General features: G+C 59.5%; 22 protein-coding genes and 2 tRNA genes. 21 read left to right on the forward strand and 3 right to left on the reverse strand.

Features of this window, described 5'->3' with window-relative positions:
• The first annotated feature begins 60 nt into the window (after positions 1-60).
• The 8 genes from ccmA to QSJ80_RS09865 all read left to right on the forward strand — a co-directional run bounded on the left by ccmA (position 61) and on the right by QSJ80_RS09865 (position 6205).
• Entirely contained in the window at positions 61-747 is a 687-nt protein-coding gene (gene ccmA / locus QSJ80_RS09830) for a cytochrome c biogenesis heme-transporting ATPase CcmA (protein ID WP_285764264.1), read from the forward strand.
• A gap of 22 nt (positions 748-769) precedes the next feature.
• Positions 770-1447 (forward strand): heme exporter protein CcmB, encoded by a 678-nt coding sequence (ccmB, locus tag QSJ80_RS09835; RefSeq protein WP_285764301.1) that lies wholly within the window; start codon positions 770-772, stop codon positions 1445-1447.
• Between the two features lie 28 nt (positions 1448-1475).
• Positions 1476-2249, forward strand: coding sequence for a heme ABC transporter permease (locus tag QSJ80_RS09840; protein WP_285764265.1), 774 nt, complete (start codon positions 1476-1478; stop codon positions 2247-2249).
• Positions 2246-2470, forward strand: coding sequence for a heme exporter protein CcmD (gene ccmD / locus QSJ80_RS09845; protein ID WP_285764266.1), 225 nt, complete (start codon positions 2246-2248; stop codon positions 2468-2470). The genes QSJ80_RS09840 and ccmD overlap by 4 nt, the downstream gene beginning before the upstream one ends.
• Before the next feature lie 33 nt (positions 2471-2503).
• Positions 2504-2974: a cytochrome c maturation protein CcmE gene (gene ccmE, locus QSJ80_RS09850; protein WP_285764267.1), complete on the forward strand. Its 471-nt coding sequence runs from the start codon at positions 2504-2506 to the stop codon at positions 2972-2974.
• Between the two features lie 86 nt (positions 2975-3060).
• Entirely contained in the window at positions 3061-5037 is a 1977-nt protein-coding gene (locus QSJ80_RS09855) for a heme lyase CcmF/NrfE family subunit (RefSeq protein WP_285764268.1), read from the forward strand.
• Between the two features lie 15 nt (positions 5038-5052).
• Positions 5053-5637 carry a DsbE family thiol:disulfide interchange protein gene (locus QSJ80_RS09860; RefSeq protein WP_285764269.1) on the forward strand — a complete coding sequence of 195 codons (585 nt, stop codon included), beginning with the start codon at positions 5053-5055 and terminating at the stop codon, positions 5635-5637.
• The gene (locus QSJ80_RS09865; RefSeq protein WP_285764270.1) at positions 5600-6205 is read left to right on the forward strand and encodes a YigZ family protein; all 606 of its coding nucleotides are present in this window, start codon (positions 5600-5602) and stop codon (positions 6203-6205) included. The genes QSJ80_RS09860 and QSJ80_RS09865 overlap by 38 nt, the downstream gene beginning before the upstream one ends.
• A 22-nt stretch (positions 6206-6227) precedes the next feature.
• Here the strand turns inward: QSJ80_RS09865 and QSJ80_RS09870 are convergent, their stop codons facing one another.
• The 3 genes from QSJ80_RS09870 to QSJ80_RS09880 all read right to left on the reverse strand — a co-directional run bounded on the left by QSJ80_RS09870 (position 6228) and on the right by QSJ80_RS09880 (position 7563).
• Positions 6228-7211, reverse strand: coding sequence for an NAD-dependent epimerase/dehydratase family protein (locus QSJ80_RS09870; RefSeq protein ID WP_285764271.1), 984 nt, complete (start codon positions 7209-7211; stop codon positions 6228-6230).
• A 126-nt stretch (positions 7212-7337) separates the two neighbouring features.
• Positions 7338-7414 (reverse strand) — tRNA-Asp (locus QSJ80_RS09875).
• 73 nt (positions 7415-7487) lie between these two features.
• Positions 7488-7563: transfer RNA gene (locus tag QSJ80_RS09880), tRNA-Val, on the reverse strand.
• Positions 7564-7789: 226 nt separating this feature from the next.
• On the opposite strand from QSJ80_RS09880, the gene QSJ80_RS09885 reads away from it, so the two are divergent.
• From QSJ80_RS09885 to QSJ80_RS09945, 13 genes are all read left to right on the forward strand, one after another.
• Positions 7790-8320 (forward strand): cytochrome c-type biogenesis protein, encoded by a 531-nt coding sequence (locus QSJ80_RS09885; RefSeq protein ID WP_285764272.1) that lies wholly within the window; start codon positions 7790-7792, stop codon positions 8318-8320.
• A 22-nt stretch (positions 8321-8342) separates the two neighbouring features.
• Positions 8343-9614 carry a c-type cytochrome biogenesis protein CcmI gene (ccmI, locus tag QSJ80_RS09890; protein WP_285764273.1) on the forward strand — a complete coding sequence of 424 codons (1272 nt, stop codon included), beginning with the start codon at positions 8343-8345 and terminating at the stop codon, positions 9612-9614.
• Positions 9615-9809: 195 nt separating this feature from the next.
• Entirely contained in the window at positions 9810-13304 is a 3495-nt protein-coding gene (smc, locus tag QSJ80_RS09895; protein ID WP_285764274.1) for a chromosome segregation protein SMC, read from the forward strand.
• 18 nt (positions 13305-13322) lie between these two features.
• Positions 13323-14510: a cell division protein ZipA gene (gene zipA / locus QSJ80_RS09900; RefSeq protein ID WP_285764275.1), complete on the forward strand. Its 1188-nt coding sequence runs from the start codon at positions 13323-13325 to the stop codon at positions 14508-14510.
• 7 nt (positions 14511-14517) lie between these two features.
• A complete protein-coding gene (gene ligA, locus QSJ80_RS09905; RefSeq protein ID WP_285764276.1) occupies positions 14518-16548 on the forward strand; it encodes an NAD-dependent DNA ligase LigA in 2031 nt (676 codons plus the stop codon).
• Between the two features lie 101 nt (positions 16549-16649).
• Positions 16650-18758: a M3 family metallopeptidase gene (locus tag QSJ80_RS09910; RefSeq protein ID WP_285764277.1), complete on the forward strand. Its 2109-nt coding sequence runs from the start codon at positions 16650-16652 to the stop codon at positions 18756-18758.
• A 250-nt stretch (positions 18759-19008) separates the two neighbouring features.
• Complete coding sequence (locus QSJ80_RS09915) at positions 19009-19446, forward strand: hypothetical protein (protein ID WP_285764278.1); 438 nt, start codon at positions 19009-19011, stop codon at positions 19444-19446.
• A 143-nt stretch (positions 19447-19589) separates the two neighbouring features.
• A complete protein-coding gene (locus QSJ80_RS09920) occupies positions 19590-20132 on the forward strand; it encodes a phosphatase PAP2 family protein (RefSeq protein WP_285764279.1) in 543 nt (180 codons plus the stop codon).
• 56 nt (positions 20133-20188) lie between these two features.
• Complete coding sequence (locus QSJ80_RS09925; protein ID WP_285764280.1) at positions 20189-20635, forward strand: DUF4399 domain-containing protein; 447 nt, start codon at positions 20189-20191, stop codon at positions 20633-20635.
• Positions 20636-20770: 135 nt separating this feature from the next.
• Positions 20771-20992: a hypothetical protein gene (locus QSJ80_RS09930; protein ID WP_285764281.1), complete on the forward strand. Its 222-nt coding sequence runs from the start codon at positions 20771-20773 to the stop codon at positions 20990-20992.
• Positions 20989-22062, forward strand: a complete 1074-nt coding sequence (locus QSJ80_RS09935) for an AraC family transcriptional regulator (RefSeq protein ID WP_285764282.1) — start codon at positions 20989-20991, stop codon at positions 22060-22062. Before QSJ80_RS09930 ends, QSJ80_RS09935 begins: the two co-directional genes overlap by 4 nt.
• A gap of 316 nt (positions 22063-22378) precedes the next feature.
• The gene (locus QSJ80_RS09940) at positions 22379-24169 is read left to right on the forward strand and encodes an acyl-CoA dehydrogenase C-terminal domain-containing protein (RefSeq protein WP_285764283.1); all 1791 of its coding nucleotides are present in this window, start codon (positions 22379-22381) and stop codon (positions 24167-24169) included.
• A 313-nt stretch (positions 24170-24482) separates the two neighbouring features.
• Positions 24483-26102, forward strand: coding sequence for an AMP-binding protein (locus QSJ80_RS09945; RefSeq protein ID WP_285764284.1), 1620 nt, complete (start codon positions 24483-24485; stop codon positions 26100-26102).
• Positions 26103-26152 lie beyond the last annotated feature (50 nt).

Genomic DNA, 26152 nt, shown 5'->3' on the forward strand with positions numbered 1-26152 from the left:
GTATAATGCGGCGCAGATTTATACAGATTTGATATGACGGGAGCCGATTTGGCATCTTCGGTGAAAGGGCAACATCAGTCGGGAACGGGCGGGGTCCCGGGGCCACTGCTGGTTGTGCGCGACCTGGCGGTGGCGCGCGACGATCACGTGTTGCTGGCCGGACTGTCGTTTTCCCTGGCGGCGGGCGACCTGCTGCAGCTGGAGGGGCCGAATGGCGTCGGCAAGACCTCGCTGATGCGGGTGCTCACCACTACTGCCGCACCGGACAGTGGCTCCATGACCTGGCGTGGCAAAGATATGCCTAGTGCCCGTACCGCGTTGCGCTCAGAACTGCTGTTTATCGGCCATCTTGCGGGTATCAAGCGCAGCCTGACCCCGCGCGAGAACCTGGCCTGGTATGGCGCCGACGGCGATGCGGCAGAAGCGGCGCTGGCCTGGATTGGTCTCGGCGGGTACGAGGATACGCCCTGCCACCAGCTCTCCGCGGGGCAGAACCGGCGCGTGGCGCTGGCGCGCCTGCACTTTTCCGGCGCGCGGCTTTGGATTCTGGATGAGCCGTTCACCGCCCTGGACAAGAGCGGTGTTGCGACGCTGGAGGCACGCCTGCGCGCGCATTGTGCGGCGGGCGGCATGGTGATCCTGACCTCCCACCAGGACCTGGCGATAGACGGCCTGCAACGCCTGAAACTGCAGGAATTTGTGCCGCAGGCCGGGGTCGAACTGGCGGAGGTGGCCGGTGTCTACTGAAGTGCGCCCCGACACGTTTGCGATGGTTGAGGGGCCGGGCTTCCTGCGCATCCTGCGCCGCGAACTGCTGCTGGCCTATCGCCAGCGCGGTGACCTTGCCAATCCACTGCTGTTTTTCCTGATGGTTCTGGCGCTGGTGCCGCTTGGGGTGGGGCCGGCGCCGGATATGCTGGCCGCGCTGGCGCCCGGCATGATCTGGATTGTGGCGCTGCTGGCGAACCTGCTGGCGCAGGACGGCCTGTTTCGCGGCGACTTTGCCGACGGCTCGCTGGAGCAGCTGGCGCTGAGCCCGCAGCCGCTGTATTTCGGGGTGCTGGCCAAGGTATTGGTGCACTGGCTGGTAACTGGCCTGCCGCTGACCTTGTTCGCGCCGGTGCTGGGCCTGATGCTGAGCCTGCCGGAGTCCGGTTACCTGCCGCTGCTGCTGTCCATGTTGCTGGGCACCGCGAGCCTGAGCCTGCTCGGCGCTATCGGCGCCGGCCTCACGGTTTCGCTGCATCGCCCGGGCTTGCTGCTGCCGTTGATTGTTATGCCGCTTTATGCGCCCGTGTTAATCTTCGGCACCGGTGCCGTACAGGCGGCAATTGAAGGTTTTGCCTATGGCGGCCAGCTCGCGGTCCTCGGGGCCATGCTGGCGGCTGCACTGGCACTGGCGCCTCTGGCGGTGGCCGGTGCATTGCGGATCAGTCTGTCGGACTGATCGGTCTGAATTGAAGTAGGGTATTTGTGTGAATTGGCAATGGTTCCACCGGCTGGGTTCGCCCCGCTGGTTCTATCAAAAGACACAGGCATGGTTGCCCTGGCTAGCCATTGCGAGCGTGGTATTGCTGGTCACCGGCGCCATCTGGGGGCTGGGTTTTGCCCCGCAGGATGCCAAGCAGGGCAACAGTTACCGCATTATCTTTATCCACGTGCCCGCGGCGGTGCTGGCGCTGGTGGGTTATTACGTCATGGCCATCAGCGGTGCCATCGGCCTGATCTGGCGCATGAAACTGCCGTTTGTGGTGATGCGCGCGGCGGCACCGATCGGTGCGGCGCTCACGTTTGTGGCATTGTTCACCGGCGCAGTCTGGGGCAAGCCGACCTGGGGCACCTACTGGGTGTGGGATGCGCGGATTACCTCGATGCTGCTACTCCTGCTCCTGTATATCGGCGTAATCGCCCTGGGCCAGGCGTTTCTGCAGGAGCGCACTGCCGACAAGGCCTGCGCCATCCTGGCGCTGGTGGGCACAGTCAATATCCCGATTATTTACAAGTCTGTGGACTGGTGGAACTCCCTGCACCAGCCGGCCACCATCAAGCTCACGGAATCCAGCAGCATTCACCCGAGCATGTTCTATCCGCTGCTGGTGATGGTGGTGGGTTTCTACTGTTTTTACGCCTGGAGCCTGATCCTGCACACGCGCCAGCAAATCCTGGTGCGCGAGCGCAAGACCCGCTGGGTGCAGCAGATGGTTGCAAGTGGCAGCACCAGGCTGGTTGAAGAAGGAGGCAAGGCATGAATTTCCAGTTCTCCAGTTTTGCAGAATTTATCGAGATGGCGGGCCACGGCCCGTTTGTGTGGGCGGCATACGTCGTGACCCTGGTCACCCTGATCGCGCTCATCGTATTGCCGAGCCGCGGCGCGAGCCGTTTTATCGCCCAGGAGAAGAAGCGCCTGGATGTGGCAGAGCGCAGGGCGCGCGCCGCGGCCACCGTAGCCACGCCGGAAACCTCGGGCTGACACAGAATTAAATAGATGTAGGTGATTGAAAGCATGCACCCGGTTCGCAAACAACGACTGATCCTGGTTTTACTACTGGTGACACTGAGCAGCGCCGCTATTGCGCTGATCACTTATGCGCTGCGCCAGAATATCGACTTTTTCTATCCGCCGAGTAAATTCGCCGCGGAAGAAGTGCCGCATAATGTGCGTGTGCGCGCAGGCGGCTGCGTGGTACCGGGCAGCGTATTCCGCTCGGAAGAAAGCCTGGCGGTGCGATTCTCCATTACCGACGGTGTGGCCCAGGTGCCGGTCAAGTACACCGGTATCCTGCCGGACCTGTTCGCGGAAGGTGAGGCGGCGGTGGTAACCGGCAAGCTGCAGTCTTCCGGTGTGTTCGAAGCGGAGCAGGTGCTGGCCAAGCACGATGAAACCTATACGCCGCCCGAAGTTCAGGAAGCGATGGTGGGTGACCACACCGCGACCTGCCAGGGCGCCGGCAAGGCCATGGCTTCGGACTACTGATTCGTCCGCGCCGGCACTGCCACAATGACTCAACGCATAAGTTGACCATAAAAGTTCAAACAGATTAGCGCTAAGCGGAAAAATTGATGATCCCGGAAATTGGCCAGTTTGCCCTGATTCTCGGGCTGTTACTGTCTCTGGTAATGGCTGTGGTTCCCATGGTGGGCGCAGCGCGCTCCGATATTGCCATGATGCGCTCCGGGCATTCGCTCGCCTACGGCGTACTGGTGCTGACGATCATTGCCTACGCCTGCCTGACGATTGCGTTTGTGCAGAGCGACTTCAGCGTTGCCTATGTCGCACAGAACTCCAACAGCGTGCTGCCGGTGCAGTACAAGGTTGCAGCGGTGTGGGGTGGCCACGAGGGTTCGATGCTCCTGTGGGTGCTGATGATGTGCGGCTGGACGGCCGCAGTGGCGCGCTTCAGCCGGGCATTGCCGCCGGCGCTGATCGCGCGGGTACTCTCGGTGCTGGGTATGATCCTGGTGGGCCTGTTCCTGTTCATGCTGTTCACCTCCAACCCGTTCGATCGCATCCTGCCGTTCTCGCCGACAGAGGGCAGTGACCTGAACCCGCTGCTGCAGGACCCGGGCATGATCTTCCATCCGCCCCTGCTGTACATGGGCTATGTCGGTTTCTCCGTCGCCTTTGCATTTTCCATTGCTGCGCTGATCGGCGGCCACCTCGATAGCAGCTGGGCACGCTGGACCCGTCCGTGGACCATTGTTGCCTGGGCCTTCCTGAGTCTCGGTATTGCGCTGGGCAGCTGGTGGGCCTATTACGAGCTGGGCTGGGGCGGCTGGTGGTTCTGGGATCCGGTTGAAAACGCGTCGTTTATGCCCTGGCTTGCGGGCACCGCACTGATCCATTCCCTGGCAGTGACGGAAAAACGCGGCCTGTTCAAGAGCTGGACCATCCTGCTGGCCATCTTCACTTTTGCGTTGAGTCTGCTTGGTACCTTCCTGGTGCGTTCCGGTGTGCTGGTCTCCGTGCATGCCTTCGCAACCGATCCGGCCCGCGGTTCCTTTATCCTCGGTTTCCTGGTGCTGGTAGTGGGCGGCTCCCTGTTGCTGTACGCGCTGCGCGCGCCGGCAGTACACAACCGGGTGCTGTTTAGCTGGCTGTCGCGCGAGGCGTTCCTGCTGTGGAACAATGTGGTGTTGGTGATCGTGTTGGCGGTGGTGCTGTTGGGTACCCTGTATCCGCTGATCGCCGATGCGCTGAACCTCGGTCGCGTCAGCGTGGGCCCGCCTTACTTCAACTTCTTCTTTGTGCCGCTGATGGGGGTGCTATGCGTACTGCTCGGCCTCGGCATCTCTGCCAACTGGAAAAAGACCCCGAAGGACCGCCTGTTGAAGCTGTGGCTGAAGCCGCAGGTGCTGGCGCTCGTGGTTGCGCTGGCGTTCCCGTTCCTGTTTGACGGCCAGTTTGACTGGAAGGCGGCGCTCGCGGTTTATGTTGCGTCGTGGGTCCTTTTTGCCTCGCTGGCCGACTGGTATACCAAAACCGGAAATGCGCGCACCTTTGGTGGCCGTTTCGGTAAAGTCCGCGCGAGCTATTACGGCATGTTACTGGCGCATATCGGCCTGGCAATTACGGCGGCCGGTGTGACCCTCAATACGATTTACAGTGTTGAACGCGATGTGCGCATGCTGCCTGGTGATGTTCAGGCGATTGGGCATTACGAATTCCGCTTCGATGGCGTAGAGCGTGTGCGCGGCCCGAACTATATGGCGGTGGAGGGGCGCGTGCTGGTCTCCCATGGAGGCAGCGAAATCGGTGTGCTCAAGCCGCAGAAGCGCAATTATTTTTCCGGCGGCAACACCATGACCGAGGCGGCGATTGATACCGACCTGTTCCGCGATGTGTTTATTGCACTTGGCGACAACATGGGCAAGGGTGCCTGGTCTGTGCGCCTGCAGTACAAGCCGTTTGTGGTCTGGATCTGGCTGGGCGCACTCTTTATGGGCATTGGCGGCGGCGTTGCTGTCGCAGACAAGCGCTATCGTCGCGCGCGGGCCAAGGCGCCGGTGCAGGCCGCGCCGGTATTACAGAGCGCGTAACGGGGTATACCGGATATGGGTCGACTGAAACTATTTCTGCCGCTGTTTATCTTCGGGATGCTGGCGTTGTTGTTCTGGCGTGGTCTCTCGCTGGACCCGCGCGATATGCCCTCCGCCTTGCTGAACAAGCCGGTGCCGAGCTTCACCCTGCCAACTCTGGCAGACCCGGACAAGCCGGTGGGTAATGAAGCCCTGCCTGGTGAGCCATACCTGCTGAACGTGTGGGCCACCTGGTGCCCCACCTGTAAGGCCGAACACGCTTACCTGAACTCGCTGGCAGAGCAGGGCGTGAAGATTGTCGGGATCAACTACAAGGACGAAACTGTTAAAGCGCAGCGCTGGCTGCAGGAACTGGATGATCCTTATGTATTCAGCGTGATTGATGCAGAGGGTCGCCTCGGCATCGACCTGGGTGTGTTTGGTGCGCCGGAAACTTACCTGGTGGACCGGTCCGGCGTGATTCGTTGCAAGCATATTGGCGATGTCAATGACCGTGTCTGGACGCAAAAGCTGGCACCGGTCTACGAGGCGCTGGTGGCTGGCACCCTGGAAGCATTGAATAATGCCGCGTCGAACCCCGCAGTACAGCACTGTCGCTGAAATCGAGGTCAAGAAAAGCCGCTTTATCTGCTCCCTGCAACCGGTTGAAGATAAGGCGGGTTATACGGCGCACCTTGATGCCTTGCGCAAGCAATACCCTGACGCCCGTCACCACTGCTCTGCCTGCCTGATTGGCGACCCCCTGAATCCCGATTTCTATCGTGCTGACGACGATGGCGAACCTTCCGGTAGCGCAGGCCGGCCCATGCTTGAGCTATTACAGAAGCAGGACGTTGCCAACGTCTCCGTGGTGGTAGTGCGCTATTTCGGTGGGATCAAGCTGGGCGTGGGCGGCCTGATGCGCGCCTATCGCGGTGCGGTTGGCGCGGCCCTGGAGCAGGTTGAACTGGTCGAGTTTACGCCCAGGGTGCAGAAGACCCTGAAGTGTGATTTTGCGGCGGAGTCTGCTATCAGGCGTATGCTCACGCGCTATGACGCCAGTTGTCTCGAGGCAAATTACGGTGCTGAAGTGGTGCTGGAAATCTCGGTACCGGAAGGGCGCTTTGATGACCTGATGTGTGAACTGGTTGAGCAGCGGCTGCTTCGGAGCATGCCAGACCCGGGATGAGCCTGGCGCGAAGCGTGCGGGATCACAATAATTTCTGTCTTTTCAGCCAGTCGAAAGATTCGCGCAGCATAATATCCAGTGGAACGCTGTCATCGTACCCCAGCTCGGCAACGGCTTTATCGCTGTTGGCGACCACCCGCCGCGTCACCATGGCGGCTTTCTCCGGGGTGATATTCGGCTCGCGTCCAGTCACCCAGGATGCCAGTCCTGAGAAATAGCCAAGCATGCGGATGGCGAAAGCCGGCACGGTGCTTTTCGGCTTGGGCTTGCCCACCAGTTCCGCGATCTTGCCAAAAAATTCGAGAAAGCTGGCATCGGTCCCAGCAAGAATATAGTTTTCGCCGCTGCGGCCCTTGTGGAAGGCGTTGATGTGCGCGCGGGCCACGGCGCCTGCATGGCAGAATGAGCCTGCACCGGGCGGCACGCCCGGAAGCCTGTCTTCGGCAATCATGAAAAAGGTCTGCGCCCAGCTGCTGGTGTCGTACTTGCCTACGATGCCGCACGGGTTGAGTATGACCGCGTCCAGTCCCTTGGCCACTTCCTCGCGCAGCGCCGCTTCCGCGCGTTTCTTTGTATAGAGGTAGTGGTGACGCGGGTCATCGGCAAGCTGCGGGCTCTCCTCATTAATGGTTTCGGTATGGTAGCCGTAAGCGGAAATTGAGCTGGTGAGGATAAAACGGCCGATATTGCGTGCGCGCGCTGCACGCGCAATATTTGCCGTGCCCTCCACATTGTCCCGCCACTGTGCAGCGTTTCCGCCGCTCCACATGTTGGTGTTGGCGGCAACGTGGAACACGGCATCACAGTGCTCGGGAATTGTTGCCTGCACTGACGCCTGGTCGTACAGGTCTGCTTCCACCAGGGTTACCCCCATTGATGCGAGGCGCTCTGTATTGGAATTGCGCCGGTGCATGGCGGTTACCTGCCAGCCATCGGCCAGTAACTGTTCAATCAGATTGGCGCCGAGAAATCCGGTGCCGCCGGTCACAAATGCGGTCAGGCTCATACTGTTTTTATTGTTGGTTGTGGAAGAGGGTCGTTGGCTATTTTTACATATTCGGTCTGGGGATACGAAGAGGGGAAGGGGAAACAAAAAAGGCCCGCTGCGTGAGCAGCGAGCCTTTTGTTTGTATGGCGGACCGGACGGGACTCGAACCCGCGACCTCCGGCGTGACAGGCCGGCATTCTAACCAACTGAACTACCGGTCCGCATTGTTTCCTGAAGCGCCGCTTTCTCTCTTTAATGCCGCCTGTCTGGCACACCGCAATGCGGTGGAGAAAGTGGTGGGTGGTGCAGGGATCGAACCTGCGACCCTCGCCTTGTAAGGGCGATGCTCTCCCAGCTGAGCTAACCACCCCGCGTCAGGAGCTGCGTATATTAATGAAAAATTTGGGAGCGTCAACACTTCCCTGAAACTTTTTTTGTTTTTCTTTCAAAAGGTTACGAAGCATTTGTGGTCAGGCACTCGGGCCCCGTCCCGCGGGCGGGCAAAGTGCTAACTGGAGGGGGCACTGGTATACTGGCGGCCTCTATGCGCCAGGTGCACTGTCGCCTAACTGCCCCAGAATGGAGGGTTGGTCATTTTGAAACGCTGTTTGAATCGCTGGATCGTGGCGGTGGTTTTTGCCCTTTGCGCCATGCCGTCACTGGCGGCGGTGGAAGCCGAGCTGCTGGCAGACCCTGAGCTGCGGGTCCGGTACGCGGTGTTTATCGAGGAGATGCGCTGCCCCAAGTGCCAGAACCAGAATTTGGCCGGCTCTGATTCCCCGATTGCTTCCGACCTGCGCCGTGAGATCCGCCGTTTGCTGGAAGAGGGCAAGTCGGACCAGGAAATCACGGATTTTATGGTTGAGCGCTATGGCGATTACGTCCTGTACCGGCCCCCGCTGCAACGCAACACCGTATTCCTGTGGGTTGGGCCGGGACTGTTTGCGGCCTTTGGCCTGGTTGTCATGCTGATCGTGGTCCAGCGAGGCCGCCGCCAGCGCGCCATGCAGCAGGGTGAGGAGGTTGTGGCACAGCCCCTGACCAGCGATGAGCGCGAGCAGCTGCAGAAGATCCTGGGCGACAAGGCCCCGCGCGATCCGGGCAAAGGCCCCGGCTCAGAGAAGTGAACGGGAACATATAGGTAGATTCGTGACCTGGTTATTTTTTGTTTTGCTGGGCCTGTTGGCCGCCGGTTTCCTGCTGTGGCCGTTTTTCCGCAAGGAGCACGGCAGCGATGAGGGGGTGTTGCAGGCCAGTGATGAGGCCAAGCGCCTGTATCGTGAGTATATGCGTGACCTTGAGCGGGATCGTGATGCCGGCGTCCTGGGTGAAGCCGAATTCGCTGAGCTGGAAGCGGATGCTGCGCGCAAGCTGATGGCGGAAGCCGGTTCAGAAAAGAGTGTCAGTGGTACCCGCATATTGGCCCGCTGGCCAATATTTGCCGCTGCCGGTTTGCTGGTGGTCGTTGCGGTGTTGCTGTATCGCGACCTGGGTGCTGCCGATGGCGTTGCCCTGCAGAAACTGTTTGTAGAGAGCCAGAGCCAGCCGCACAGCACGGTGCGCGAGCAGGAAATTACCCGCCGCTTGCATGCGCTGGTGGCGCGCAATCCGGAAGACACCAGCAGCCGCTATGCGCTGGCGCAGCGCCTGATGGTTTCGGCAGACATTTCGGGGGCGATCGCCCAGTATCGGGAAATTCTCAAAATTCACCCACAGGAGTCCGGGGTGCGCGCGGAGCTGGCGCAGGCGCTGTTCTTCAAGCATGGCAAGTCCATTACACCGGAGGTCAAGCAACTGGTGGATCAGGTGCTGACCGAGGATGCAGTGAACACGACGGCGCTCGGTCTGGCCGGTGTGGCGGCATTTGAGGAAAAGCGATTTGCCGATGCCCGGGATCACTGGAGTCGCGCACTGACCCATATGCCCGCCGGTTCCCAGGGGGCGCTGGCGCTTCAGGCCGGGGTCGCGCAAGCGCGACTGGCCCTCGGTGAGGTCGCAGAAGATCAAACTGGCGCAGTTGACGCAGACGCCAGTGTCGCGCAACAGCCTGGCGACACAGCAGCGCAACCGACAGATAAGGCTGCTTCCAGTATCCGGATTGCGGTATCCCTGGCAGGCAGTGCCAGTCTGGATCCGGCAACGCCGGTATTTGTCTATGCGCGCACCGCGGACAACCCGATGCCACTGGCCATCCGCCGTCTGCAGGTAGCGGACCTGCCAACAGTTGTGGTGCTGGATGAGAGTTCAGCCATGATGCCCGGGCGTTCGCTGGCAAGTGTGAATTCCGTGCAGCTGGTGGCGCGGGTCGCCGTGGGTGGCAGCCCGTCGCCGCAGAAAGGTGACTGGCAGGGCGAGATCGCGGCGCTGCCGCGGGCCAGCTGGTCCGAGTCGGTTGAAATCCTGATCAACCAGCAACTGTAATCCCCCGTAATTCCATTTCGCCGCCGGTGCCAGCAAGGTCACTAATAGGCGGTGAAATGGTCCTTCTCGCGGTGTACAATCGGCGGTTAGGTCTGTGTGCGCATTTTTCCGCCACACGGAACGATTGAGGTACCGCATGCCCCGCGCACCGCGGCTCTAAAAGAACAATGATTGGCGTGACCGAGTTTCGATTCCATGCGTTTGAAGTCTATCAAGCTGGCGGGTTTTAAATCTTTTGTAGACCCCACCAATGTCTCCTTCCCCTCCAACCTCAGTGCGGTCGTAGGCCCCAATGGCTGTGGCAAGTCCAATATCATTGACGCCGTGCGCTGGGTAATGGGTGAGTCATCAGCCAAGAACCTGCGTGGCGAGTCCATGACGGACGTCATCTTCAATGGTTCCGGCGGGCGCAAGCCGGTGGGGCAGGCCTCCATCGAGCTGGTATTCGAGAATAATGAAGGCAAGGTCACCGGCGAGCTGGGTGCATTCTCCGAGATCTCGGTTAAGCGCAAGGTTACCCGCGACGCCCAGAACACCTATTACCTGAACGGTAACAAGTGCCGACGCCGCGATATCACCGACCTGTTCCTCGGTACAGGCCTCGGGCCGCGCAGCTATGCGATCATCGAGCAGGGCATGATCTCCAAACTGATCGAGGCCAAGCCTGAAGACCTGCGGGTCTACATCGAGGAAGCTGCGGGCATCTCCAAGTACAAGGAGCGCCGCCGCGACACCGAGAACCGCATGCGCCGCACCCATGAAAACATGGAGCGATTGACGGACATCCGCGACGAGCTGGATCGCCAGCTGTCGCGCCTCGAGCGCCAGTCTGCCGCCGCCGAGAAATACACCCGCTTCAAGGAAGAAGAGCGCCAGCTCAAGGCCCAGCTGCAGGCCCTCAAGTACAAGGAGCTGGATGGCCAGTCCGAGGGACGCAAGCAGCGTATCAACGAGCTGGAGCTGACCGTCGAGGAACTGGTCACACGGCAGGTTGGTCACGATACCCAAATCGAAGAGCGCCGCGTGGAGCACCAGGAACTGTCCGATGCCTTCAATGAGGTGCAGGGCCGTTTCTATGCTGCCGGTGCGGACATTGCCCGCCTTGAGCAGAGCATCTCCCACGCGCGCGAGCGCAACGCCCAGCTGACGAGTGACCTGGACCGCACCGAACGCGATTGCCGCGATGCGGAGCAGTTGCTGCTTTCAGATAAGGAACGCTCGGTAAACTTTGAAGCGGAGCTGGAAGTGATTGTGCCGGACCTGGAAATGGTCCAGGCCAAAGAAGAAGAATCTGCAATCGCCCTGCAGACTGCTGAAGAGCAGATGCAGAATTGGCAGGGTGAGTGGGACGAGTTCAACCAGAGCGCCTCGGATTCGCGCCAGAAGGCCGAGGTGCAGCAGTCCCGCATCCAGCATTTTGAAAATGCGCAGCAGCGCCTGCAGGATCGCATTTCCAAGTTGCGCGAGGAAATCGCCAGCCTGGCAGAGCCGGAAGATGACGACCTGGGCGAACTGACCGAGACCCTGGCGGAGATCGACCTGGATCTGGGCGGCAAGCGCGAAACTGTCGATACCCTGACAGAGGAAATCAGCGAGCTGCGCCAGCGCGATCGCGACCTGGTGGCGGAGCTGGACCAGCTGCGCAACCAGCTGCAGAAACAGCGCGGACGCCAGGCGTCACTGGAAGCGTTGCAGCAGGCGGCGATGGGACAGGGCGCCTCTGTGGACCAGTGGCTGGAAAATGCCGGTCTCGCGGGCAGCCCGCGCCTGGCGGAGCAGGTGACTGCGGCCGTCGGTTGGGAAAAGGCCGTAGAAACCGTACTGGGTCGCCAGCTGCAGGCAGTGTGCGTGGATCAGCTCGACCAGCTCGCCGACAGCCTGCCCGGATTTGAAAAAGGTGAGGCCATCTTTGTTGATGGAATCAGCGTAGATGCAGAGCATCGTTTTGCTGCGCTGGCGGAGCAGGTGCAGGGCCCTGAGGCGATCACCAGTTTCCTCAATGGTGTTTACACCGCAGAAGGCCTGGATGAAGCCTTGCAGCTGCGCAAACAGCTCAACGCCGGTGAATCCGTAGTGACGCGCGATGGCCTGTGGCTCGGTGCCAACTGGTTGCGCGTTGCCCGCGGCGATGATGCCGAGTCCGGGGTTCTGGCACGCAAGCAGGAACTGGAGGAACTTTCCGCAGCGATTGAAGCCGCGGAAGAGCAGCTGGCCGCGCGCCAGGAAGAACAGGAAACCCTGCGTACCCGCCTGACTACCCTGGAGACGGAAGTGGAAGCGGCACGTCGTGCAGCGGATGACCTCAGCCGCCGCTATGGCGAACTGCGCAGCCAGGTATCTGCACGCCAGGTCAAGATCGAACAGATGGCCGCCCGTCGTGAGCGCGCCGAGCGTGAGATCGAGGAAGCCAGCGAGCAGATAGCGCTGGAAGGCGAGTCCCTTAGTGAGGCCCGCCTGCTGCTGCAGGAAGCGGTCGACGCGATGAGCGACGATACCGACGCGCGTGAATTGATGCTCGCCAGACGCGAAGAAATCCGCGAGACCCTGGATGCCGTGCGCCAGCGCTCGCGTGAAGACAAAGACAAGGCGCACGAACTGGCAATGCGTGAGCAGTCAGTGCGTACCCAGCTGCAGTCCATTCAGCAGACCATGGAGCGTCTGCGCGAGCAGACCGAACGCCTGCAGGAGCGTCGCGAAGAGCTGCGTCTGCAGCTGGCCGAGGCGCACGACCCGTCGCAGGACTTCCAGGCGGAACTGGAAGAGAAGCTCGCCGGCAGGCTCGAGGTGGAAGCGGAGCTTGCCGCCGCACGCAAGCGCCTGGAAGAAGTCGACCAGGGACTGCGTAATATCGAGCAGGAGCGCCACAAGGTTGAGTCTGCATTGCAGGGTGTACGCGCGCAGCTGGAGCAGGAGCGCCTTGGCGCCCAGACCCTGGAAGTGCAGCGCAACACCCTGGTCGAGCAGTTGCGTGAACAGGAATACGAGCTGGAGCAGGTGCTTTCTGAGCTGCCGGAAGAGCTCACGATCGAGTCGGCCCAGGAAGAACTGGAAAAGATTGCCGCACGCATCTCGCGCCTTGGTCCGATCAACCTCGCGGCCATCGACGAATACAAGCAGGAGTCCGAGCGCAAGACTTATCTGGACCGCCAGCACGCGGACCTGACCGGCGCGCTGGAAACCCTGGAAAATGCGATCCGCAAGATCGACCGCGAGACCCGTACCCGCTTTAAGGAGACTTTCGATCAGGTCAACACCGGCCTGCAGGAACTGTTCCCGAAAGTCTTCGGCGGTGGCCATGCGTATCTCGAGCTTACCGGCGAAGACCTGCTCGACACCGGTATTGCGATCATGGCGCGCCCGCCGGGCAAGCGAAACAGCACCATTCACCTGCTGTCCGGTGGTGAGAAGGCGCTTACCGCGATTGCACTGGTATTCTCTATTTTCCGCCTCAACCCGGCGCCGTTCTGTATGCTGGATGAGGTAGACGCGCCGCTGGATGATGCCAACGTTGGCCGCTATGCGCGTATGGTTAAGGAGATGTCTGCGCAGGTGCAGTTCATTTATATCTCGCACAACAAGATTGCGATGGAGATGGCGGACCAGCTGCTGGGTGTCACCATGCACGAACCGGGTGTATCCCGTCTGGTATCCGTAAACGTGGAAGAAGCCGCGGAACTGGCTTCGGCTTAAAGGGAGATTGGCGCTGCCATGAATAATTTGCCCATGATTTTAGTGGCAATTTTTCTGGTCCTGGTGATTGCGGACGGGATTCGCCGTGCATGGAACCGCTATCGCGAGAACCAGGGTTTCAAACGCCGTATCGCGGAGGAGATGTCTTCCGGGCAGGAGGGCTACGAGCCGGATCCTTTGCTGGACCTCGGCATCACCGCGGTGCGCTCGCGCAGCCGTGATGAGCTGGGAGCCGAGGTAGAAGCCGAGGTAGAAGATACGGTGGCGGAAGAGCCAGCTGTACTTCAGGAAGAGCCCATGCCGGTTGCGGATCAGCTGGCAGGCAGCCTTGACGAGGCTGCAGCAGAGACTGTCTTAGAAGAGCCGCTGGCAGAGTCGGAGCCGGCAATGGCGGCCGAGAATTTCGACAGCAGCCTGCCGGGCGGCGGCGCCCGCGTGGTAGGTCGCCGCGACCGTGAAGACGCACAGAAAATCAACAAACAGGTGCAGCAGAGCTATCAATCCTCGCGCCAGTTGGTTGGGCAGCGCCGCCCGCAGCAGGCGACGCTGAACCTCGAGGAGCAAGTGCCGACCCTCATGGAGTCGGTTGCAGGCGAGGGGCGTGTCGAGCCCTCCATCGACGATATCGCACCGCTGGAGGAGTTGCAGGCTGCACCAGTCTCCCCTGAGCGAGTTTCAGCCAGACCCGCGGTATCGAAGCCTGAAAAAACTGAGAGAGTTGCCAAAGCGGCGGCGCCCGAAACACGTTCGAATGCCGGCCCAGCACAGCAGGATGTACAGGAAGTGTTGATCGTCAACGTGGTGGCCAATGCCGGCGACCAGTTTGAGGGCAACGACCTGCTGCGTATCGTATTGTCTTCCGGTATGCGTCTGGGGGACCGGGATATTTTCCATCGTCACGAGGATGAGGATGGCGCAGGCCCGGTCCAGTTCAGTATGGCCAACATGGTGGTCCCGGGTACCTTTAACCTGGCCAGCATGGAAGAGTTCTATACCCCGGGTGTCAGCCTGTTTATGACGCTGCCCATGGCCTCTGACCCGTTGCAGTCTCTGAATCGCATGCTGCAGACCGCCAATCACCTGGCCAACCAGCTTGGTGGCGCACTGCGCGATGAAAACCGAAGCGTGTTCACCGCGCAGATGGCGGAGCACTATCGCCAGCGCGTGATTGAATTCCAGCGCCGCCAGCGCATCGCCAAGAACTGACTTTCCAATGACCGAGCCCAATCTTCAGCGCCTGGAGTTGCTGCGCGAGCAACTCCACCGGCACAACTATCGTTATTATGTTCTCGACGACCCGGAAGTCCCGGATGCCGAATACGACCGGCTGTTGCGCGAGCTGCAGGAAATCGAGGCGGCGCACCCGGAGTTAGTCACCCCGGATTCACCGTCGCAGCGTGTTGGTGCCGCGCCGCTCTCGGCATTCGAACAGGTCACCCACCGCATTCCCATGTTGTCTCTGGACAACGCATTTGGCGATGAAGAGCTGGCGGACTTCGAACGCCGCATCAAGGACCGGGTAAACAGCACGGCGGATATCGAGTACGCCTGCGAGCCGAAGCTCGATGGCATTGCCGTGAGCCTGACCTACCGGGATGGCGTCCTCGAGCGTGCCGCGACCCGTGGCGACGGCGCGATGGGTGAGGACATCACCAGTAATGTACGCACTATTGGCTCTGTGCCATTGCGACTGCAGGGCGATGGTTACCCGCCAGTGCTGGAGGTGCGCGGTGAGATCTATATGCCCAAGGCCGGCTTCGAGGCCTTGAATGCCCGCGCGCGCGAAGCCGGGGAGAAGCTGTTTGCCAATCCCCGGAACGCGGCTGCTGGCAGTCTGCGCCAGCTGGATTCCTCCATTACCGCTAAAAGACAGCTGGAGCTTTGTGCCTACAGCGTCGGTTTCGTAGAGGGTGGGGCGCTTCCCGAAAAGCACACGGAAATTCTTGAGATTCTGAACAGCTGGGGCTTCCGCATCAATGCCGAGATGCGCAAGGTCACGGGTATCGGTGCCTGCATCGAATATTACCGGGATATTGGCGAGCGTCGCGCGGCGCTGGCTTACGATATCGACGGCATCGTGTTCAAGGTCAACAGCATTCCTCTGCAGCAGCGCCTCGGGTTTGTTGCGCGCGCACCGCGCTGGGCGATCGCCTACAAGTTTCCCGCGCAGGAAGAGATGACCCGCTTATTGGGCGTGGAATTCCAGGTGGGCCGCACTGGTGCCATCACCCCTGTTGCAAGGCTGGAGCCGGTTTTTGTTGGCGGCGTGACGGTATCCAACGCGACGCTGCACAACCGCGACGAAATCCAGCGCCTGGGTGTGAAGGTTGGAGACACTGTGATTGTGCGTCGCGCAGGTGACGTGATTCCGCAGGTGGTTTCCGTGGTGCCATCCAAGCGTCCCGCCGATGCCGCACCAATCGATTTTCCGGTTGCCTGCCCGGTGTGCAGCTCCCCGGTCGAGTCCGTAGAGGGCGAGGCAGTGGCGCGCTGTACCGGCGGGTTGGTCTGCGCCGCGCAGCGCAAGGAAGCCATCAAGCACTACGCCTCCCGTAAGGCGATGGATGTCGACGGTCTTGGCGACAAGCTGGTCGAGCAGATGGTGGATGAGGGCCTGCTGCATTCGGTGGCCGACCTGTACGAACTGACCCTGGAGCAGCTCACGGGCCTGGAGCGCATGGGGCAGAAGTCCGCATCCAATTTGCTGGCTGCGCTGGAAAAGAGCAGGCACACTACGCTGCCAAAATTCCTGTTCTCGCTGGGTATTCGCGAAGTGGGTGAAGCCACTGCACGCAACCTGGCACGCCACTTTGGTGAGTTGGAGCAGTTGATGGCGGCGGACGAAGAGGCATTGCAACAGGTCGAGGATGTGGGCCCGGTGGTTGCGCATTTCGTTGCTAGTTTCTTTGCGCAGGAACGCAACCGCAACCAGATTTCTGCCTTGCGGCAAGCCGGTGTGCACTGGGAGGCTGAGGTGCAGGAAGAGGGCGCACAGCCGCTCGCCGGTCAGACCTGGGTGCTCACCGGCAAGCTCGAAACCCTGTCCCGCAGCGAGGCCAAGGATTACCTGCAGCAGCTGGGTGCCAAGGTGGCGGGTAGTGTGTCTGCCAAAACGGATATGCTGGTGGCCGGCCCCGGTGCCGGCTCCAAACTCGCCAAGGCGACTGACCTTGGTATATCGACTATGGACGAGCAGGGATTGATCGATATGCTCGGGCAGAATGGAATTGTGATCGGGTCGTGATTTGGCCCGGTCAAACTGTGGTGTAATTTTGTGGTTTTACTGTGATGTTTGAGGTGTTTCGCTTATTTACTGATTAAAATTCCTGCATAAGGGGAGTAGAAATGGATTTTCGACCAGCCGCAATCTGCCTTTCCATGGCAATTGCCCTCAGCGCTTGCGACAACCCGCAAGACCAGCAAAAAGAAAAACAAGAAAGTGGCATGACGCCGGCCTCGCAATCCGAGGTGGCCAGTGTCGCAGCCATCAAGCAGGCGCCCGACCTCGATTTCTCTGCGATGACCGCCGAGCAGATCAAAGCCAATTGCGAGCGCGATGAAAAAGCGTTACGCGCATCCCTGAGTGCTCTGGAATCCTTTGATATGGCTGCCGGTGATGAGGCTTTCCTGAAAGCCTATAACCAGTTGTCTATTGAAGGCACCAATGCCTACATGCCGGTGAGCACCATTGAGAGCACCGCTACCGATGCTGCAACTCGCGATGTGGCCAGTGAGTGCGGTAAAAAAATGGTTGAGGTCAATAATGACCTGCTTGCATCTCGCCCCATCTATGAAAAATTTGAGTCCATCGCAACCGAGGATCTCCCCGCTGATACACGGCTTTTGGTCGAGAAGGTCATTAAGGGGTACTTGCTGGCTGGTATCGACAAGTCCGAGGAGGTGCGTGCTCAACTCAAGACTCTGAGTGATGAAATCTACGAGATCGGCGTCGAATTTGACAAGAATATCCGTGAGGACGTCCGCTCTGTCGAACTGGATCCGTCCCTATTAAAAGGTATGCCAGAAGACTATGTGGCGGCACACCCTGCAGGGGATAACGGTAAGGTCACTATCACTACTGCCTACCCGGATATTTTCCCCTTCCTGCGCTTCGCCGATGATGATGCGGCGCGGCGGGAAATCTACAAGGCTTTCATGACCCGGGCCTATCCACAGAACAAGATAGTGCTTGAAAAGCTGATGGCAAAGCGCCATGAGAAGGCACAGCTACTCGGCTTTAGCTCTCACGCTGAGCTGGTGCTTGCGGACAAGATGGCCGCGGACCCGGAAACCGTATCCGGATTTCTGGACGATATCGCCGGGCACGTACGCAAGGGCGCTGCTGAAGAATATGAGGTTCTCCTGTCGAAACTGCAGTCCATTGACCCGGCAGCCAAAGCTGTGGGGGGGTGGCAGTCCGGATATTTGTCGGAAAAGATCCGGCAGGACAAATATGCATTGGATGCCAAGGAAGTTCGACAGTATTTCCAGTATGGCAATGTTCGTGATGGCATCCTCGGCCTGATCACGGACCTTTTCGAGGTAGAGATCCAGCCCTGGGAAACCGCTGTCTGGCATGACAGCGTGCAGCCATATGAAATGCGCAAGGACGGTGAGGTGATCGGACGTTTTTACCTCGATATGCATCCGCGTGATGGGAAGTACCAGCATGCCGCCATGTTCCCGATGCAAACCGGCGTTGCCGGTAAACAGGTTCCGATTGCGTCATTGCTGTGTAATTTTCCTGGGGAGGGAGACGATGCTGCGCTGATGGACCAGGGTCAGGTACTTACCTTCCTGCATGAGTTCGGCCATCTGGTGCACTGGTTGTTTGGTGGTCACCAGCAGTGGGCAGACCTGTCGGGCATTGCAACCGAGTGGGACTTTGTAGAAGCGCCCTCGCAGATGCTGGAAGAATGGTTCTGGGACAAGGAGACGCTGCAAGGGTTTGCTGTGAACGCTGCGGGCGAATCTCTACCCGACGCGCTGTTTGAAAAAATGGTAGCGGCGCGGGATTTCGGCATGGCCAGCGGTACAGCGCGGCAGCTGGGTTTCGCGACTATGTCCCTGGATCTTTACAGCGGTGACCCGGCGACAATTGATGTTGATGAGGTCTCGGTGAACAGCCGGAAAAAATTCTCCGCGATTGCACCGATGCCAGAAGACCGGTTCTATGCCAACTTTGGCCACCTGAATGGCTACTCCGCGATCTATTACACCTACCAGTGGTCCAAGGCGATTGCGGCAGACCTTTTCACCCGCTTTGAGCGAGAGGGGCTGCGCGATGAAGAAACCGCGGCGGATTATCGCAATCTGGTACTGGGTATGGGTGGCGCCAAGCCCGCAGCTGAGCTGATCAAGGATTTCCTTGGTCGCGATTACAGCTTTGAGGCTTATGTTAATCGTCTGAATCCTGAGCAGGCATTGGCAGAAAATCAGGAAAGTACACAGTAGCGGCGATTTTTGTACGCGACAAAGGCAGGTGTTCATTTTTGTTGATTGGATGACGCCTGCCAAGTGTCGACTGATACATTAAATGGCGCAATAGTACTAGCCGATATCCGGATTGCTCGGTAAAGTAGACTCTGGTGCCGGCAAGGATGTTTGTCGCCGGCCGAAGTCAGGGGCAATCCGGCTGATCAGCTGATCAAGAGCGGCCGCAATAAAAGCAAAAGCCCCTGTGCTGGTATAGCGGGAGTGAGCTTTGAAAGGCGATCAGGAAAGCATTGTTTACGGATGCATCAAGGATGTGAACAGCCTCGCGGGTGGCGCCGATCGCCGGCGCGCAAATCGCAATGCCATCCTAGAGTTACCCAGCGCCGACGAATGGCCGTTCCTCTGCAGGGACATGTTCTCCATTCCCACCGTCAAGGTTAAGCAATCCCAGTACCACACCGACGTGATCCACTTCGGCGCTTCCTATCGCGCAGTGGAATACGAATGGGACCAGTGGATGAAGAAGTTCGAGGAGCTGCTGGCGCGTATGTACTGGGTCTCCGCCACCGTACACCTGGAAACCGAGTTGTCCGGCACCCATTCCTTCAGCTGGGAGTCTGACGGCCTTTGCCACGAGCCGGGTTCCGGCAATATGCAGGTGCGGTGTGAATGGACGCATGAAGGGCGCGTTTCTCGTAACCTCTAAAAAGCTAATTAATCACCGTTCACGCTATTTACTAGCCCGCTAATTAGCGGGCGCTCGTAGAATGGCGCCAGCCTCCATGCCTGCCTGATCCATTGTTTTCTATGCTGACCTGCACGGGTGTACGTGCTAGGTGAGGTGTTTGAATGGCGGTCAGGGCATTCAGGTTATTCAAGGTATTGCTGTTGGCGCTCGTATTTGCACCGCTGGCGACCTCTGCTGCGGATGATATCGAGCGGGCCGGAGACCACTTGCAGATCCTGCTGCCTGCTACGGCGCTTGGCATGACAGTCTGGAACAAGGACTGGGAGGGTAGCCGCCAGTTCATGCACTCCATGGCCGCAAACCTGCTGGTGACCCATGGCCTCAAACGCGCCGTCAACAAGCTCAAGCCCAACGGTGAGCAGGCACAATCCTTCCCGTCCGGGCACACCTCGGTGGCGTTCCAGGGGGCAGCCTTTGTGCATCGGCGCTACGGCCTGCGAAAGGCTGTTCCGGCTTACGTTGCTGCAGCCTTTGTCGGCTACAGCCGGGTACGCTCCGACCATCATTATCCGGAGGATGTAGTCGCTGGGGCGGCACTGGGCATTCTCAGCAGCTTTTATTTTTCATCACCCTATAATGGCGTGAGTATCTCGACCGGCTATTCAGAAGATGGCCTCACCCTGTCGCTGACTGCCGATTTCTGAAATGGCGTCGCCTCGGGGCGAGGGGCGGGATATTGGCAAACGATTCGGAGGGAAATATGTATCAGATGGGACTGTTCAAACGGGTTTTTGCGCTGGTGCTGGCATTGGGGCTTGCGGTCCCTTTGTTCGCTGGTGAGATCAAGCCCTCAAAGGCGCCTGAAGGGGTAAAACTGTACATTATTGAACCTGTGGATGGTGCAACAGTAAAAGGTACCTTCAAGGTCAAGTTCGGGCTTTCCGGCATGGGTGTCGCACCGGCAGGTGTCGATAAGGAAAATACCGGGCACCATCATCTCCTGATCAACATAGGCGAGCTGCCGGATCTGACCAAGCCGCTGCCAGCCACGGATCAGATCAAGCATTTCGGTGGCGGCCAGACGGAAACAGAGATCACGCTGCCGCCGGGCAAGCACACGCTGCAATTGCTGCTGGGCAACTTCCTGCATATCCCGCACGACAAGCCAGTGCTCTCTGAAAAGATCACGATAACTGTCGAAAAATAGAGCAGATCCGGGCGCCCCGGTTATCAGGGGTGCCCGATACTGCCCCGGATTGACCAGCCTGTGCACGGGACAGGTGCATACCGCGCCCCGAGTGGGTACACTTCGGGCGGATTTTTAGACCGGGGACTTTCTCTCATGGCCAAGAAACGCAGTCGTCGTTCCTTTGTCCTCTCGATTCTTGCCTGCCTCGCCTTTATCGGGGCGGCGGTTTTCAGCTGGGGTATGCCGGTAGCGGACGTATTCAAGTATCTGCTGCTGTTGCTGGGCATTCTCGGGGCGATGATCCTGCTGGCACTTTGTGCGGGCGCGCTGTTGAACTGGTTGCGCGCGCGCCGTGACCGGGATGGGGGTCAATGATGCAGGGCGTGCAGGAAAGTGCCGCTGCGGATGTCAGCATCCCCATTTCCTATGTTCACAATCTGCTGGTCCAGGCCGAGCAACGCGGCTGCGACCGCGCGGAGCTGCTCGATTCTGTCGGTATCACTGAAGCGGAAATAGAGACGCGCGCGGCATTCTCAGCAATCAAGTACGGTCGACTGTACCAGCGCGTCATGTGGAAAATGCAGGACGAGTGGTTTGGCATGCTCAGCGGGGGCAGGGTGCGTGCCGGTTCCTTCCGTCTGTTGTGCCTGTCGGTGATCAACTGTGCGACGGTCGGCCAGGCGATCACCATGATCGGTGAATTTAATGAAATCTGCCGGGGCTTTAAGATTAAGCCAGCGCGAAAAAGTGAAAATGGCCGCGAAGTGATTTCCATCACCGGCATCAGCTCCCTCGCAGAAGGGGAGTTTGACGAACTCATCGCCGGTGCCAAGCCGGGCACTATCCGTACCACGCTGGCGGTTTGGCATCGATTCCATTGCTGGCTGGTCGGCCGTGACATCCCGCTGGCGCGCATGCACTTTTCCTTTGCGCAGCCGCAGGAATTTGGCGCGCTGGCAGAGAGCGGGGCAGTCGAAATGCTGTTCGAACAGCCGGCAAACGCGCTCGAATATGAGAGCCGTTACCTGGATTATCCGGTAGTGCAGAGTGCCCAGACCGTGGACGACTTTGTCCGCACTGCGCCCTACCACCTGGTGATCAGCGATGGCAGTGCCACCAGTATCAAGACCAAGGTAAAGACCATTCTTAATCGCGATGTGAGTGAGTCCATGCCTTCGGCTGACGAGGTCGCAGAGCGCCTGAATGTTTCTGTTACCACCCTGCGCCGGCGCCTGCAGCAGGAAGGGACTTCCTACCAGCGCCTGAAAGACGAGTGTCGCATGGAGGCTGCGTTCCACTACCTGAGCTGCCCGGATCTATCCAATACCCAGATTGCGGAAATGCTCGGTTTCGACGAGGCCAGCGCGTTCTTCCGCGCGTTCAAGAAATGGACCGGCGTCACCCCTGGCGAGTACCGCAAGGGCGCTGGACCGGCGCGAGACTGATCCTCTTTCTGTCTTGCCGTTCTCGTTCCCGCTCCGCCGGACTGAACAGTTTCAATTCTCTCTTTTGCTGGCGGCCAATCCATTCTCGGTTGGCCGGTCAGCCACCGTCCCTGCCGTTTTTGTTAGCCCAATGGGTCTCTTTTGCCATAGTGAATATTTCCGGTTTGCTACTATCATTCTGTCAACATGAATAAATGAGCTAATCCGGTCACGTTTTTGACCGGAGGGTTCCTGCCTGCAAGAGCTCCAGCATTCAGCTCTGGCAGCATGCGGCAGGATCATTAACAGCGTTCAGAAGTCTATAAAGGTGAACAGGATGACAGATCTGAAAATGCCGCTTCGCGACTACCGCTTTGCCATGCGGGAAGTGTTCGACTGGGATAACCATTACGCCGCACTGGGCAACGAGGATGCGTCCCCGGATGTGGTGGATGCCATTCTGGAAGAGGGCGCCAAGTTCTGTGAAAACGTCCTGGCGCCGCTGAACCAGATCGGCGACCAGCAGGGCTGCACCTGGGACAACGGCGAAGTGAAAACGCCGGAGGGCTTCAAGGAAGCCTACCAGCAGTACGTGGAAGCTGGCTGGCCTTCGCTGGCACACAGCGTGGACCACGGCGGCCAGGGCCTGCCGCAGTCCCTCGGCAGCATCCTCAGCCTGATGGTCGGCACCTGTAACTGGTCCTGGGGTATGTACCCGGGCCTGTCCCACGGCGCCATGAACACCGTCGAGGCGCACGGCACCGACGAACAGAAAGAAACCTACCTGAGCAAACTGATTGAAGGTACCTGGACCGGCACCATGTGCCTGACGGAGCCGCACTGCGGCACTGACCTGGGTATCCTGCGCACCAAGGCGGAGCCGAATGAAGACGGTTCCTACGCGATCACCGGTACCAAGATCTTTATTTCCGCCGGTGAACACGACATGGCCGAGAACATCGTGCATATCGTGCTGGCACGCCTGCCGGACGCGCCGGCTGGCACCAAGGGTATCTCCCTGTTTATTGTGCCCAAGTTCCTGCCGGCGGACGGTGGCATCGGCGAGCGCAACGGCGTGACCTGTGGCTCCCTCGAGCACAAGATGGGTATCCACGGCAACGCCACTGCGGTACTGAACTTTGACGGCGCCAAGGGCTTCCTGATCGGTCCGCCGAACAAGGGCCTGAACTGCATGTTCACCTTTATGAACTCGGCACGCCTGGGTACTGCCCAGCAGGGTGTGGCGCACGCGGAATACGGTTTTCAGAAGTCCCTCGCCTATGCGAAAGACCGCCTGCAGATGCGCTCTCTGACCGGCCCGAAAAACCCGGAGGGCGCTGCTGATCCGATCATCGTGCACCCGGACGTGCGCCGCATGCTGCTGACCCAGAAGGCGTTTGCCGAAGGCGGCCGCATGATGATGCTGTACTGCCTGCAGATGGCCGATCGTCTGGTGAGCGAGGACGAAGCCGAGCGTAAGCTCGCCGACGACCTGCTGGCGTTCCTGACGCCGATTGCCAAGGCGTTCCTGACCGAGACCGGTTTCGAATCTGCCAACCTGGGCATGCAGGTATTTGGTGGCCACGGCTACATCGCCGAGTGGGGCGTGGAACAGAACGTGCGCGACGCGCGTATTGCGATGATCTACGAGGGCACCACCGGTGTGCAGGCGCTTGACCTGCTGGGCCGCAAGGTACTGATGAGCTCTGGTGAGCTGCTGCGCAACTTCACCAAGGTCGTGCACAAGTTCTGCCAGGCCGAGATCGACAACGAAGCACTCGCGCCTTACATCACCAAGCTCAACGAGCTGAACAAGGAGTGGGGCGAGCTGACCATGCACGTGGGCGGCAAGGCGATGGAAAACCCGGACGAAGTCGGTGCGGCCTCCGTCGATTACCTAATGTACTCCGGCTACGTGGTCTCCGCTTACCTGTGGGCGCGTGCCGCCAAGGTCGCGCACGAGCATTTGGCTGCTGGTACCGGTGAAGAAGCGTTCTACAAGGGCAAGGTTGCGACCACCAAGTTCTACTACGACCGCATCCTGCCGCGTACCGCGATGCACGCCAGCGCGATTCGCAGCGGTGCAGAAAACCTGATGGAACTGGACGCGGAACACTTCAGCGTCTGATCCTGAGGTAGCATTAGCCGATACATCCCAGGGTGTGTCGGCTTTTTTATGCCGCGCCGTTTTTGGGCCCGAAAGGTTCCGGGCTGTACTGCCGGTTTTGGGGGGAAGGCTTTGACAAGGGCCGCGCGCGGCGTAAGCTGTGAAGCTTGTTAGGGGCACTGCACTGGGGTAGAGTCCCGCCTTTCGAATACTGAATGAAAAGAGCTGGTCACCGGCCAATAGTGACTACCTGGTGTTGATCCGGGTTGCCGAGCAGGGATTGCCGCAGAGCTTATACAAAACGACTAAAAAACAATAAGTTGGGAGAAGACCCTTGGATCTCGATCGTACCGTTATAGACGTCTTTGGCGAAGCCTGCGCCAAGTACGCGGATCGACCTGCCTTTACCTGTCTTGGCCACACCCTCACGATTGGTGATATCGACGCGCTCAGTGCCAGGTTTGCAGCCTACCTGCAGAACCACACCAGCCTGGAACCGGGCGACCGTATCGCCGTGCAGCTGCCGAATGTGCTGCAGTACCCGGTGGTGGTGTTTGGCGCATTGCGTGCCGGCATGACCGTGGTCAACACCAACCCGCTTTACACCGCGCGCGAAGTCAAGCACCAGCTGAACGACTCCGGCGCAAAGGCGCTGGTGGTACTGGCGAATATTGCTCCAACTGCGGCGGAAGTGGTTGCCGAGACTTCGGTCGAGCAGGTGATCGTCACCGAGATTGCTGACCTGCACGCGCCGCTGAAGCGCTTCGTCATCAACAACGTGGCCAGGCACGTGAAGAAGCTGGTGCCGGAGTTTACTTTCCCGAATCAGGTCAGCTTCACCGCGGCCATGAAGCAGGGCGCCAGTGCCAGCTTCACCCCGGTACAGGTTTCTCCCGAAGACGTGGCGGTGCTGCAGTACACCGGTGGTACCACGGGCGTTGCCAAGGGCGCGATGCTCACCAACCGTAACCTGGTTGCCAATATGGAGCAGGTGCGTGAGGCCCTGGCGGGCAATATCCTCGAGGGTGAGGAGCTCTACGTTGCGCCGCTGCCGCTTTATCATATTTATGCGTTCACGATTCACTGCATGTGCCTGATGGCCACTGGCAACCACAGCCTGCTGATCCCGAACCCGCGCGATATTCCGGCGTTTATCAAGACCCTGAAGGGTGTGCGCTTTACCGGCTTTGCAGGCCTCAACACCCTGTTCAATGCGCTGTGTCGCGAGCCGGCGTTTCAGGAGCTGGACTTCGGCAAACTGCGTACCACCGTTTCCGGCGGTATGGCCCTGACCCATGACGCCGCCGAGCGCTGGCAGGAAGTCACCGGCTGTCGTATCAGCGAAGGCTATGGCATGACAGAAACCTCCCCGGTTGTGTCCTTCAATCCCGCAGCCGCGATCCAGCTGGGCACTGTCGGCCTGCCGGTTCCGGCAACCGAGGTCAAGGTTGTGGACGAGCAGGGCAACGAGCTGCCGGACAACACCCCGGGTGAGCTCTGTGTGCGCGGCCCTCAGGTGATGAAGGGTTACTGGCAGCGTCCGGAAGCCACTGCAGAAATGATCGATGAAGATGGCTGGCTGCACACCGGTGACATGGCCGTGATTCAGGACGACGGTTACATCCGTATCGTCGACCGCAAGAAAGACATGATCATCGTGTCCGGCTTCAACGTCTACCCGAACGAAGTGGAAGACGTGGTATGCAGCCACGAAGGCGTACTGGAAGCGGCTGCTGTCGGTATCCCGGATGCCAAGAGTGGCGAGGTGGTGAAGCTGTACATCGTCAAGGCAGACCAGAACCTGACCGAAAAGGATGTCATCGCGCACTGCCGTGAAAACCTCACTGCATACAAGGTGCCGAAATCTGTCGAGTTCAGGGAGGAGCTGCCGAAGACCAATGTCGGCAAGATCCTGCGCCGCGAGCTGCGCGACGAGGTCGTGACAGAGAGTTGATCAGAAAGCCCCGCACTGCGGGGTTTTTTTGTTTTTGATCCGGTCTCCAG

The organism is Biformimicrobium ophioploci, from assembly GCF_030270605.1.
Classification (GTDB): domain Bacteria; phylum Pseudomonadota; class Gammaproteobacteria; order Pseudomonadales; family Cellvibrionaceae; genus Biformimicrobium; species Biformimicrobium ophioploci.